Source organism: Bradyrhizobium sp. CCBAU 11430, from assembly GCF_028128855.1.
GTDB lineage: Bacteria > Pseudomonadota > Alphaproteobacteria > Rhizobiales > Xanthobacteraceae > Bradyrhizobium > Bradyrhizobium ottawaense.
The window spans coordinates 80701-93640 of the sequence record NZ_LBJV01000049.1 but is presented as its reverse complement, the minus strand read 5'-3'; the positions used below and the strand labels follow the sequence as shown (position 1 = coordinate 93640).

10 protein-coding genes are annotated in these 12940 nt (G+C 65.1%); 5 read left to right on the top strand and 5 right to left on the bottom strand.

Annotation, left to right across the window (positions count from 1 at the left end; all coding sequences use genetic code 11):
• The 4 genes from ybgF to XI04_RS13550 form a co-directional block, all read left to right on the top strand.
• A partial coding sequence (gene ybgF, locus XI04_RS13565) for a tol-pal system protein YbgF (protein WP_271623708.1) occupies nt 1-492 on the top strand: 492 nt, incomplete at its 5' end.
• A 78-nt stretch (nt 493-570) separates the two neighbouring features.
• On the top strand, nt 571-1629 hold the full coding sequence (tilS, locus tag XI04_RS13560) for a tRNA lysidine(34) synthetase TilS (RefSeq protein ID WP_271609709.1): 1059 nt from the start codon (nt 571-573) through the stop codon (nt 1627-1629).
• A gap of 264 nt (nt 1630-1893) precedes the next feature.
• Nucleotides 1894-3819 (top strand): ATP-dependent zinc metalloprotease FtsH, encoded by a 1926-nt coding sequence (ftsH, locus tag XI04_RS13555; RefSeq protein ID WP_028140315.1) that lies wholly within the window; start codon nt 1894-1896, stop codon nt 3817-3819.
• Between the two features lie 170 nt (nt 3820-3989).
• Nucleotides 3990-5435, top strand: coding sequence for a hypothetical protein (locus XI04_RS13550; RefSeq protein ID WP_271609710.1), 1446 nt, complete (start codon nt 3990-3992; stop codon nt 5433-5435).
• Between the two features lies 1 nt (nt 5436).
• Here XI04_RS13550 and XI04_RS13545 read toward each other — a convergent pair whose 3' ends face one another.
• The 4 genes from XI04_RS13545 to XI04_RS13530 all read right to left on the bottom strand — a co-directional run bounded on the left by XI04_RS13545 (nt 5437) and on the right by XI04_RS13530 (nt 10445).
• Nucleotides 5437-6120: a class I SAM-dependent methyltransferase gene (locus XI04_RS13545; protein ID WP_038948400.1), complete on the bottom strand. Its 684-nt coding sequence runs from the start codon at nt 6118-6120 to the stop codon at nt 5437-5439.
• A gap of 8 nt (nt 6121-6128) precedes the next feature.
• Entirely contained in the window at nt 6129-7124 is a 996-nt protein-coding gene (locus XI04_RS13540; RefSeq protein WP_028140312.1) for a glycosyltransferase family 2 protein, read from the bottom strand.
• A gap of 165 nt (nt 7125-7289) precedes the next feature.
• Nucleotides 7290-8852, bottom strand: coding sequence for a hypothetical protein (locus tag XI04_RS13535; RefSeq protein WP_271609711.1), 1563 nt, complete (start codon nt 8850-8852; stop codon nt 7290-7292).
• 102 nt (nt 8853-8954) lie between these two features.
• Nucleotides 8955-10445: a hypothetical protein gene (locus tag XI04_RS13530; RefSeq protein ID WP_038970894.1), complete on the bottom strand. Its 1491-nt coding sequence runs from the start codon at nt 10443-10445 to the stop codon at nt 8955-8957.
• Nucleotides 10446-10860: 415 nt separating this feature from the next.
• Here XI04_RS13530 and XI04_RS13525 point away from each other — a divergent pair, with 415 nt between their 5' ends.
• Nucleotides 10861-11025, top strand: coding sequence for a Flp family type IVb pilin (locus XI04_RS13525; RefSeq protein ID WP_028140309.1), 165 nt, complete (start codon nt 10861-10863; stop codon nt 11023-11025).
• A gap of 249 nt (nt 11026-11274) precedes the next feature.
• Here the strand turns inward: XI04_RS13525 and XI04_RS13520 are convergent, their stop codons facing one another.
• On the bottom strand, nt 11275-12765 hold the full coding sequence (locus tag XI04_RS13520) for a hypothetical protein (protein WP_028140308.1): 1491 nt from the start codon (nt 12763-12765) through the stop codon (nt 11275-11277).
• Nucleotides 12766-12940 lie beyond the last annotated feature (175 nt).

Genomic DNA, 12940 nt, shown 5'->3' with positions numbered 1-12940 from the left:
TATCAGCAGCAGGCCGCTCCCCCGGCCGCGCAGCCCGGCTATCCGCCGGCCCAATCCGGCTCTCCCGCGCCCGCCGGCGGCGCCGGCCTGACCACGCTGCCGCCCTCGGCAACGCCGCGCGACGAGTTCGACCTTGGCATCGGCTACATGCAGCGCAAGGACTACGCGCTCGCCGAGCAGACCATGAAGAACTTCACGCAGAAATATCCGAGCGACCCGCTGCTCGGCGACGCGCAATACTGGCTCGGCGAGAGCTACTTCCAGCGCCAGCAATATCGGGACTCCGCGGAAGCCTTCCTCGCCGTCACCACCAAATACGAGAAATCGGCCAAGGCCCCGGATGCGCTGCTGCGGCTCGGCCAGTCGCTCGCCGCGCTGAAGGAGAAGGAGGCCGCCTGCGCCGCCTTCGGCGAGGTCGGCCGCAAATATCCGCGCGCCTCCGCCGGCGTCAAAGCCGCGGTCGACCGCGAGCAGAAACGGGTGAAGTGCTGACGTCGGGGGTCCTGACAACGCGGATGGTGCTGCGCTAGACAATCGTAACCATCCGCCTGCGACGGTCAGGGCCGCGTCATGTCAGACGACGACAAATCTCCGATCTCGACACGCGAGGCGAGGCGGCTCTTCGCCGGCCTGAAGAGCGCGCCGGCGCTGGTGCTCGCCGTGTCGGGCGGGCCCGACTCGGTCGCGCTGATGTGGCTTGCGGCGCGCTGGCGGCGCAGCCTCGCGCGCGGCCCGCATCTCACCGTCGTCACGATCGATCACGGCCTGCGGCGAGAGGCGGCGCGCGAGGCGCGCGAGGTCAAGCGGCTCGCCACTGAACTCGGATTGCCGCACCGGACCCTGCGCTGGCGCGGCGCAAAGCCGAAGACCGGACTGCCGGCGGCGGCGCGCGAGGCGCGTTACCGCCTGCTCGCGCAGGCCGCGCGTGCCGTCGGCGCGAGCCATGTGCTGACCGCCCACACCCGCGACGACCAGGCCGAGACCCTGTTGATGCGCCTGTTGCGCGGCAGCGGACTTGCCGGGCTGTCGGCAATGGCCTCCCTCAGCGAGCGCGACGGGATCGTGCTGGCGCGTCCGCTGCTCGAGGTCCCGAAGGCGCAGCTGATCGCGACCTTGAAGCGGGCCAGGATCGGCTTTGCCGACGATCCCACCAACCGCGACACCGCCTTCACCCGGCCGCGGCTGCGGGCGCTGCTGCCGCTCCTTGCGGCCGAGGGTGGCGATGCCCGCACGCTGGTGCGGCTCGCGGCCCGGCTGGCGCGGGCCAATGCGGCGGTCGAGCTGCTGGCCGACGGCGCCGAGCGCTTCCTCCATTTGAGGGATCGCGGCGATGCGCCGCAGGCAGGTGTTCGAAGCTTCGAGGCCTCGGCCTTTGCCGTCCTGCCGGAGGAGGTCCGGCTGCGGCTCCTGCTGCGGGCCATCAACGCGCTCGGGCATGAAGGGCCGGCGGAACTCGGCAAGGTTGAGTCTCTCCTTGCCGCGCTCGACCAGGCCATCGCCGCAAGCCCTCGCACGGGCGCAAATGGCCGGCAGGCCCTGAGGCAGACCCTTGCGGGAGCCTTGATCAGCCTTGCCGGCGGGCGTATCCACGTCGCACCGGCGCCGGTCCGGCGTCGCAAGGGCGGATAGGCGCGGACGAGGGCGGATCATGACACCGGCCAATTCGGCCCCGCGCCGTCAGGACACCTTAACCAGGCAGGAAAAACCCCGCTCCGGACGCCATTATTTCAGCGGGAATCGCTCTAAGATGGGATAAATAGTCCCACCTCGTTCCCTTGGCAGCGACCGGGACGGCACCTAAATTGTATGCGTCTAACGATGAGGATTCCTTGGGGATTTCCTCGTAGAGCCCAAGGATGAGGCCGCGATCCGCGCGACCACGAAGGAAGATCGATGAACGCCAATCTGCGCAATTTCGCCCTCTGGGTCATCATTGTCTTGCTGCTTTTGGCGTTGTTCACGCTCTTCCAGAATCCGGGTCAGCGGGCCTCCTCGCAGGACATCGCCTTCTCGCAGCTCCTGAGCGAGGTTGACCGCGGCAATGTGCGCGACGTCGTGATCCAGGGGCCGGACATTCACGGCACCTTCACCAACGGCTCCAGCTTCCAGACCTATGCGCCCAGCGACCCGACGCTGGTGAAGCGCCTCTATGACAGCAAGGTGCAGATCACCGCGAAGCCGCCCGGCGACAACGTGCCGTGGTTCGTCTCGCTGCTGGTCTCCTGGCTGCCGTTCATCGCCCTGATCGGCGTGTGGATCTTCCTGTCGCGGCAGATGCAGGGCGGCGCCGGCAAGGCGATGGGCTTTGGGAAGTCGCGCGCCAAGATGCTGACCGAAGCGCATGGCCGCGTCACCTTCGAGGACGTCGCCGGCGTCGACGAGGCCAAGCAGGACCTGCAGGAGATCGTCGAATTCCTGCGCGATCCCGGCAAGTTCCAGCGCCTCGGCGGCCGCATTCCGCGCGGCGTGCTGCTGGTCGGCCCTCCCGGCACCGGTAAGACCCTGATCGCGCGTGCGGTCGCGGGCGAAGCCAACGTGCCGTTCTTCACCATCTCCGGTTCTGACTTCGTCGAGATGTTCGTCGGCGTCGGCGCGAGCCGCGTCCGCGACATGTTCGAGCAGGCCAAGAAGAACGCGCCCTGCATCATCTTCATCGACGAAATCGACGCGGTCGGTCGTCATCGTGGCGCCGGCCTCGGCGGCGGCAATGACGAGCGCGAGCAGACGCTGAACCAGCTGCTGGTCGAGATGGACGGCTTCGAGGCGAACGAGGGCGTGATCCTGATCGCCGCGACCAACCGTCCCGACGTGCTCGATCCCGCGCTGCTGCGTCCGGGCCGCTTCGACCGTCAGGTCGTGGTGCCGAACCCCGACGTCGTCGGCCGTGAGCAGATCCTCAAGGTTCACGTTCGCAAGGTGCCGCTGGCCCCCGATATCAACCTCAAGACCATCGCGCGCGGCACCCCGGGCTTCTCCGGCGCCGACCTGATGAACCTCGTCAACGAGGCCGCTTTGACCGCCGCCCGCCGCAACAAGCGGATGGTGACGCAGGCCGAATTCGAAGAGGCCAAGGACAAGGTGATGATGGGCGCCGAGCGCAAATCGCTCGTCATGACCGAGGAAGAGAAGTTGCTGACGGCCTATCACGAGGGCGGCCACGCCATCGTCGGCCTCAACGTCGTCGCGACCGACCCGATCCACAAGGCGACCATCATTCCGCGCGGCCGTGCGCTCGGCATGGTCATGCAGCTCCCCGAGCGCGACAAGCTGTCGATGTCTCTGGAGCAGATGACCTCGCGGCTCGCGATCATGATGGGCGGCCGTGTCGCCGAAGAGCTGATCTTCGGCCGCGAGAAGGTGACCTCGGGTGCGTCCTCCGACATCGAGCAGGCGACACGCCTGGCCCGGATGATGGTGACGCGCTGGGGCCTGTCCGAGGCGCTGGGCACCGTGTCCTATGGCGAAAACCAGGACGAGGTTTTCCTGGGCATGTCGGTGTCGCGCACCCAGAACGCATCGGAGGCGACGGTCCAGAAGATCGACACCGAGATCCGGCGTTTCGTGGAAGAGGGCTACAACGAAGCGACGCGTATTCTCACCGAGAAGCGCGCCGATCTCGAAGCGCTCGCCAAGGGCCTGCTGGAGTTCGAGACGCTGAGCGGCGACGAGATCGTCGATCTGCTCAAGGGCAAGAAGCCGAACCGCGAGTCCGTGCTCGAGCCGAGCACGCCGCGCGCCTCCGCGGTGCCCCCGGCCGGCAAGTCGCCGCGCCCGCGGCCCGATACGGATCCGGGCCTGGAGCCGCAGCCGCAGGCGTAATTGCGAGCGGCAGGTGAGATTGCAAAACGCGGCGGAAACGCCGCGTTTTTTGTTGGCTGGCGGTTCGCGGATGCAGGGCGCTCCCGGCGCGAGCGAAGCGCGCGGCTTCCGGGGCAACCGCGGGAATCACTAAAGAAGAACTTAACGCTTGCGTCCTATTTTGGCCCGCCATGACTGACCAGGTCGTCCACAGCGCGGTTCAACCGTTTTCGGCACGTGCAGCGCTCCCTTGGGCAGTGGGCATCGGCGTCTATGCCCTGTTGCTGATCGTTGGGCCGTGGCTGCTCGGTGATCCCGACAGCTATTCTCATATCGAGGTCGGGCGTTGGATCATCGCGCATGGCACCCTGCCGGAGAGCGATCCCTTTTCGTTTTCGAAGCATGGCGCGCCCTGGATCACGTTCGAATGGCTCTCGGAAATCGTCTACGCCGGAGCCTACGCATTGTCCGGCTGGCCCGGCGTCGTCGTCGTCGCAGCAGCGGCGATAGCGCTCGCCTTTGGCCTGTTCACCTTCTTCCTGCTGCGCGAGCTCTCGCCGGCCCTGACGCTGCTCATGGTGATCGCGGCCGTCATCCTGTTGGCGCCGCATATGCTGGCGCGGCCGCATGTCCTCGTGCTGCCGGTGATGGTGATTTGGGCGGCGGCCCTGGTGCGCTGCATGGATCGCGGCGGGCCTCCGCCATACTGGGCGCTGCCGCTGCTGGTGCTGTGGACCAATCTGCATGGCAGCGTGGTGCTCGCGCTCGGGCTGATCGGTCCGGCCGTGCTCGAGGCGCTGCTGCGTGAGGAGCGAAGCGAATGGCCGCGCGTGCTGCTGCGATGGCTGCCCTTCTCGGCCCTTGCCCTCGCGGCGTCCTGTCTGACGCCGCACGGGCCGGAGCCGCTGCTGATGCCGCTGACGACACTCGGCCTCGGCTCTGCGCTCGCCTGGATCGGGGAATGGCGGCCGCAGGATTTCAGCCATGTCGGTGGCTTTGAGTTGCTGCTGCTGGCCGGCATCTTTGCGCTCGCGCGCGGCGTGACGTTGCCGGTCGTGCGGGCCCTGGTGGTGATCGGCCTGCTCCATTTCGCACTGGCGCAGGTACGCAACGCGGATCTGCTGGCCATGCTGGCGCCGCTCTATCTGGCGGCCCCCTTGGGTCGGACATTCGGCGGGCGGATCACGGACGATGCGGAGGGCGCGTCGCGCGGCCTGAATCTGGCCGCGTTCGGTGTTCTGATCGCGATGAGCGGGGCGGCGCTGGCGCGCGACATACGGCCGGCTACCGTCATCACCCCTCGAGTTGCCGTCGCGCAAGCCGACCTCGCCAAGGCGGGGCGCGTGCTCAACGATTATTCCTTTGGCGGCTATTTGATCTTTGCCGGCATTCCCACCTTCATCGATGGTCGCGGCGAACTGTATGGCGGGCCGTTCATCGACCGCTACAATCGTGCCCTGGCGCTGGTTGACCTCGCAGATTTTCTCAAGCTGCTCGACGAATACGACATCGGCGCGACGCTGCTCGCGCCGCGGACACCGGCGGTCGCGATGCTCGACCGGCTGCCGCAGTGGCAACGCGTCTACAGCGACGACGTGGCGGTCGTGCACAAGCGGCGGGATACGCCGCAAAGATAAGTCAGACGGACCCGAAGGCCGCGTATTGGCCGCCGAGCGACACGCCGCTCAGGGCATCTTCGAGGCGACGCGCCGGTTTGGTGTCCCAGGGGAGCAGCAGAAAATGGCGGGCGCCGATCTCCCGCAAGCCGCCCGCAGCCATCAGCTTTCGGACTTTGCCGGCACTGAGCAGGACGGCGTCTCGGTCGAACTCGCAGCGCGCAACGGCAAGACGTGTCAGCGGGTTGTAGGGATTGTGCTCGATCACGCAGACGAGCCCCCCGGGCCGCACCACCCGCCGCATCTCGGTGATGAAATGTGTCCATTCGGCCGGCACGATATGGTGCATCACGCAGATGGCCGTGACGAGATCGAAGCTGGCGTCCTCGAAGGGAAACGTGCGGCCGTCAAACTCGCGGTAGTCGACCCCGCTATTGGCCGCGCGGGCCTGCGCCAGGCTGGCCGACGAAACGTCGATACCGCTCAAGCGGCCGACCATGCCGTGCAGCAGAGGATGAAGGCTGCCCACGCCGCAGCCGACGTCGAGCATGTCGGGCCTCTCGGTGTTCAGCCGCTGCGCGATCAGATCGCCCAGGAGATCGGCCTTCGCGCGCATGAAGAAATCATGCGGCAAGCCGGAGAAGTCGATCGAGGACTGGACAACGTCACGGTAGTTGGCGTGATAGCCGTCGAAGAGCTCGCTCATGCGCAGGGTCACTCGTTGACTGCGTGGATTGCAGGCGCTGCCGCCGCCTCGTTGCGATCGAAGCCGGCGCGCGTCTGCACCACATAGAGCGGGCGGCGTTTCACCTCGGCATGGATGCGGCCGACATACAGCCCCACGATACCGGTCATCAGCATGTTGATTCCGCACAGCAGGGACACGACGACGATCGTCGACGACCAGCCGGTCACGAGATGGCTGTCCTTGCTGAGCCACAGCAGGATCACCCAGCCGCCGTAGAGCAGGGCCAGTCCCGAAACCGTCAAGCCGCACCAGATCGCAAGCCGCAGGGGCAGATCGGAAAAGCCGAGCGCGGCGTTCACCGCGAGCCGCACCATCTTGAACAGCGGGTATTTGGTTTCGCCCGCGGCGCGCTCGAGGCGGTGGAAGGCGACCTCGGCCTGCCGGAAACCGAGCCAGGCGATCATGCCGCGTACGAAGCGATCCTGCTCCGGCATCTGCCTGAGTGCGTCGAGCACCTTGCGATCGATCAGGCGGAAGTCGCCGACATCGGCGGGGATGCCGACCGAGGACATCCTGCCGAGGAGCCGGTAGAACAGATGCGCAGTCGCACGCTTGAACCGGCTTTCGCCTTCGCGTGACAGGCGGCGGGCGTGGACGACGTCGTTGCCTTCCTGCCATTTTGCGATCAATTGCTCGATCACTTCGGGCGGATCCTGCAAATCGGCATCCATCACGATGATCGCGTCACCTTCCGCGGCGTCCATGCCGGCGGTGATGGCGACCTGATGGCCGAAATTTCGCGACAGGCCGACATAGCGAAAGCGCGGATCGCGCTTGGCGAGCGCCTGGAGCACGATCGAGCTGGAATCGCTGCTGCCGTCGTCGACAAAGATCGCTTCAGCCGGACCGTCGAGCCGGGACAAGACCAGGTCGAGCCGGCGCAGCAGGACCGGCAGCACGGCTTCCTCGTTGAACACGGGGATGACGAGGCTGTAGCGGATCGATCTGGAATTGGCCGCCATGCGAGAGATTCCGGCTGGGTTGCAGGGGCGGGAGTCTAGTTCGGCGGTGGTTAAGGTCGCCTTGCCGCGACTGTTAAGGATCTAGGGCACTCGGGCGATTGAGGGCGGAGGCGGAACGGAATGGCGATGCACGATTAACCATGCTTGCGCAGCCGTGGCGTCGGTCTAGGACCTGCGGCGGATCTTGTAGAGAACAAATCGCTCCGAGGTATCCAGCACCTCGAGCAGTTCCGGCAGCGGGTTCGCGGCCGACGGTCCGAGCACATAGAGATAGTCGTAGTCCCGGTACCAGGTGCGGATGAACGGCGGAACGTCCGCCGGCGGCCGGCTTGTCGCAATCGCGGTGAGCAGCTCCGACGGCACCGGCCCTCCATAGGGAATGGCAAGGCGGCGCACGCCCTCGCGGGGCCGCACCGGCTGCTTGCCCGCTTCCGTGAAGAGGTTGGGCACGAACGCGTTGGCATAATGCACGGCCAGCGTCGGCGCATAGTACATCGGATACGAGGTGAGGTCGGCGAAGGGCGGATCACCATTGTCGCCCGTGCTTCCAACGAGAACGCGTGAGCCGCGCTCGATCTTCTGGAACGAGGCGATGATCGCCGCATAGTCGGCGCGGTAAGGCAGCCACACCGCGAGGACGATCGCGAGATTGATCAGTGTGATCGCACTGATCGCGGCGAGCGCAGCCGTTCTCCAGGCCCGGCTCGGCAGCGCCAGCGAGCAGAAGGCCGGCAGGATCAGAGCTGCAGCGGGAATCACGCGAAGGTCCACGAACGAGGTTCCGAACAGCTTGGAGGGAATGACCAGGTAGAGCAGTGCAAAGCCGATCGCGAGCCAGAGGCCGGCCGGCTCGAGCTTGAGGACGCCGCGCCTTGCGGCAAAAAGCAACGAGATCATCAGCGCCAGCCCGGTCACTGCCGATGCCGTCAGGCTGTAGCCGTTCAGGATGCGCAACGGCCAGATTGGCTTGAATCCGAAGAACCAGCTCGTCCCCTCGCTTCCGATCGAGCCCGCCGTCATTTGCATGATCCCAAACAACACGAGCGCCGGCAGGGCCAGCGCGCCGAGCCGCGCGGCCACGCCCAGGTACGATGCTCGCTGCTGACGAATGCGCGAGAGCTCGTAGAGGCCAAGCGTCGCGCCGTAGATACCGAGGGAGAAGAAATGCGCCGCATACAGCGCGGCGACGAACAGCAAATTGGCGACGAAACGCAGCGGCCATGGGCCTTCGGCCAGCATCAGGTAGATTGCGATGCCCCAGAGAGCGAAGCCGAGGCCAAACTCGAAATTCACGAAGCCCCAGCTGAACGGCAGACAGTAGAGGAAAGCGAGCGCAGCGAAGCCGGCAAGATGAACCCGGCCCTTCCGCGCCCATTCCAGCAGCAGCGCGCCCCCGACGATCAGCAATTGGCTCAGCAGCAGAAACAGCCGCGTGGCGTGCTCGACGCTCATCAGCCGCGCCAGCTGCGGCACCAGCAGATCCATTCCAAGGTTGGGATAGAAGGCCCAGGCCACCTCGTAATACGGATTGGCGTCGGGGGTGCCGTTCCGGCTCAGAATGTACATGCGGACGAGGTGATTGGGATAATCCACCATCGCGGGAATGGGGGTCAGCAGCACCGGAAGAAGGGAGACCGCCGCCAGCACCGCAAGAACGGCGATTCCCACGGACCGCTCCGAGTCGAGCCGAGCCGGGATTGTCAAAGTCGGCCTGTCAAAACAAGACATGTCGCGGGATCGCCGGGGTTTTAGCGTGGTGTGCCAGGTCGCGTCCACGTCGCCTTTGGAGGGACATCTCACGGTTACGAGTGCGCGCCCTCAAGGAGGCTCTCACTTCGAAGGCGTCGCGGTCGCGCTGTCCGCATGGTCTCGCACATGGATCACCGCGATGTCGTCCGCATAGATCCGCTTCCAGCCCTTGAGCTGGTCGAGGATCTGCGGGCCCGGCGCATCGGCAACCAGGAGCGTCGCGTCGATCTTGTACTCGTCGAGCAGGCGCGGCAGCAGCTCGGGCTTCTTGCCCTCCGTCGCCTTGAAGAAGTCCATGACGAACTTCTCGCCATAGAGCTCGGCACGGCCGTCAACGAAGACCGGAATATCGCGCGAGATCAGATAGCCGCCGAACTGGTAGGCATTGAAGATGCGCTGCATCTTGCGTTGCTCGAGCACGTCGACGGCCGCAACCGGCGTGTGCGTCGTCGTGAAGGTGAAGCGGTGGTGCGCCATGTAGAGCGACGTCGAGGTCCAACTCGCCGCCACGATCATCAGCGCGCCAAGCGCGGTGACATAGCGGGCGGGCCAGCGCCCGGCACCGGCGGCGTCAGGCGCCGGGCGCGGGAACATCTCGCCGAGCGGCTTTGCCAGCACCAGCGGCACCACGAACGCAAATGCCTCGATGCTCCTGACATGGGTCAGCGCGCTCCAGGTCAGGAACAGGATCAGGAAGATCCGGGGCGCCGACAGCACCAGGCCGCGATAATAGCCGAATGCGATCAGGCCGAGCAGGGCGCCTTCGAATGGGGTGAACGTGGAGAAGTTCGCGGGCATCCATTCGAAGATCAGCGACAGCAGTTCGCCGAGGCCGAGAATATTGGTCGCGCCCAGCAGCGTCCGCCAGCCATACGGCGTGCAGCAGCTCGCGATCAGAGCACCGATTCCGAACAACACCCAGCGCATGAACAGCTGGAGCCGTCGTCCCTTCTCGGCGTGCTCGACGGCCTCGAGCGCGATCGGGCCGATCAGCACGAGGCCCAGCACGAAGCCGCCATGCAAATTCGCCCAGAGCGCCATCAGCGGCAGCCAATACCAGGACGGCGCGCTCTTGCGGTCGGCAGCTGCCATCAGCAGACCGACCCACGCCACCATGACGGGCAGCGCCAGGATATGCGGCCGCGCCAGCACGTGATGGGCCGACAGCAGCAGCGCCAGCATCGCGAACAGCACTGCGCGTGGTGCCTCGATCTGCACGTCGAGCAGATAGACGAAGATCGCGACCGTGACCGCGACCGCGACCGCGGTGAGGATGACGGGACCTGCCCAGTCCCATTGCGCGTGGGAATAGGCGAACAGCACCTGCGACAGCCACGACGTCGACATCCATGGCGCGCCCGTTCGCGTGAACGAATAGAAGTCGGTGGTGGGCATGGCGCGGTGATCGAGGATCCATTGCCCGATCTTCACCTGCCAGAACGAGTCGGAGTCCTGTAGCCGGGTGTCGCCGAGGTAGAGGAAGAACAGATAGACGCCGGCGCCGACGCATAGCGGCACCAGGGCCCTCGCGCGGCTCTGCGCCGCGATGCTGTTGGCAAAGGAAAGTGACATGCCGCCTCGTCGTCCTGTTGTTCTTGTCGGTCGGGCATGATCCGGACCCGGCGGGCCGCGTTGGCGCAAAGTGAGGTGCGGTTTCCGAGAAGATCATGCTCAGGCAATCACCTGAAGCGCGATGAAGGATTTCATCTCATCGCGCGCCAGTCCGAGCGGGCGGCATTGGATCACGGGCGGTCATAACTTCGGGTAAACCTGCAGGCTACGCCGGTTTCATGTCCCGACAATTTAACGGATTGTTTTAGATTTCGATTTACCATCGGCGAATACACGCAAACCGCTCGGTGTTTACGCAGACGAATTAACTGCGGCGCAATTCTTTGCCTCTACGTTTGGTTCCATGGTCGGGCGGCGCTGGGAAGCCGAAAAGACCAGATCAGTTGTAGCCTCGTGTACTCATTTGGAGCACTCTATGAAGAACCTCGTTGCGCGTTTCCTGAAGGATGAATCCGGCGCCACCGCCATTGAATACGGCCTGATCGCTGCCGGCATCGCGCTGGCCATCATCACCGTCGTCAACAATCTCGGCACCACGCTGAACGCCAAGTTCACCTCGATCTCGAGCAGCCTCAAGTAAGGCCGGCCGACCTGAGAATTCTGAGAGCCTCGTCCAAGACGAGGCTCTTTTCTTTTGTGCGAGGGCTTGCTGCCGGCCGATCGGCTAACGGACGAGGTGGCGTTTCGCGGGCAGGTGTCCGGCTCTCATTTTGGCGAGCCCGCGGCTTGTGTCTTGAGCCGTGTGGCGGGCGTTCCTGCCCGTGCGAGGCGCGCGAGAGCTGGCAGCCTGAAGCATGATCCGGATCATGCTCGAGATTTGGTTCGTGCCTCACTGTGACGCGGAGGGTTTGGTCGGTGCGTCGTCGCGGACATGGACCACGGCGATGTCATCCGCATAGAGCCGTTTCCAGCCCGGCAAATGGTCCATGATCATCGATGCCGGGACCGTCCTGTTCAGCAGAGTCGCGTCGATCCGGTAGGTTTCGAGCAGGCGCAGCAGGGTCTCGACGTTCTTGCCTTCGACAGCCTCGAAATAGTCGAGCACGAATTGCTCGCCATACAGTTCGGCGCGGCCGTCGATGAAGGTCTTGATGTTGCGGGTGACCAGATAGCCGCCGATCGGCGCGGTGCTGAAGATCCGCTGCGCGTGCCGCCGCTCGAGCAGGTCGACCGCGGCCGCAGGAGACGGATCGCTGATGAAGGCATAGCGGTGCGGTGTGGCATAGGACCGCGTGATGCTCCAGCCGGCCGCGACGATCGCGAGCGCCGCGATCGCGGTCAGCGCAAAAGAGGGCCGCGTTTCCGTTCCCCTGGGTGCAACGGACCTCGTCATTCCAAAATGTTCGGCGAACGGTTTCGACAGCACGAGCGGCGTCAACAGCGCAAAAACCTCGATGTTCCTGAAGTGGCTGAGAGCCGCCCAGACCAGACCGAGCAGCAGAAGAATGCGGGTCGCGGTCAGCACCACGCCGCTGTAGTAGCCAATGGCGATCAAGCCGAGCAGGCTGACTCCGAACAGATCGAGCGAGCTGAAGTCGGCTGGCCTCCACTCCCCGATCATCGAGAGCAGCTTGCCGAGGTTGAGGATTTTCGTCGACGCGAGGAGCGTGTTCCAGCCATAGGGCGTGCAGCAGCTTGCCGCAAGCGCGGCAAGCCCGAACACGGTCCAGCGTGCGGCCAGTGCAAAGCGGTCCTTGCGATCGGCGGACGCGATCGCATCGAGGCCAACGGCTCCGATCAGCGCTAGACCCATGACGAAGCCGCCGTGAAGATTGGCCCACAGCGCCATCAGGGGCAGCAACAGCCAGGATGGCGCGGTGCGCCGGTCGGCGGCCGCCAGCAGTCCGCCGACAAAGGCCAGCATGACAGGCAGGGCCAGCATGTGCGGGCGCGCGAAAAAATGGCCCATCGACATCACGAGAATTGGGGCGATGAGCAGCAAGGCGCGCGCGGGATCCAGATAGGGGTCGATCAGGTGCGCGAAAATCGCCGCGGTCGCGCCGATCGCGAGCGACGTCAGGATAACCACGCCCGCCCAGTTCGACGGTTCGTAAACCAGCGCGAACAAAACTTGCGATAGCCAGGAACTCGAGATCCAGGGCTCGCCGTCGCGCGTGAACGAATAGATGTCGTTGTGGGGCAACGCGCGGTGTTCGAGGATCCACTGGCCGATCTTGATCTGCCACAGCGTGTCGGAATCCCGCAGCATGATGTCGCCGACGCCAAGAAAGAACAGGTAGGCACCGGCACCGATGCAGAACGGCAAGATCCAGCGTGCTAAGCCGCGCGCGGGAGCGCTGCTTGTCAGGGAAACCGACATTGAACTCTCGGGGTTGGATCGACCACGCAGTGACGGCGCATCCGCACATCACCATGATCGCGTTTAAGTTGAGGTAAACCAAACTGATCCACCGCGGTCATCCCGCGTAAGGATGCGTTTATTATGCTTACGCGTGCTCTCCCGAGGTGCCGGGCTTTCGGATGCTCATTTGCGT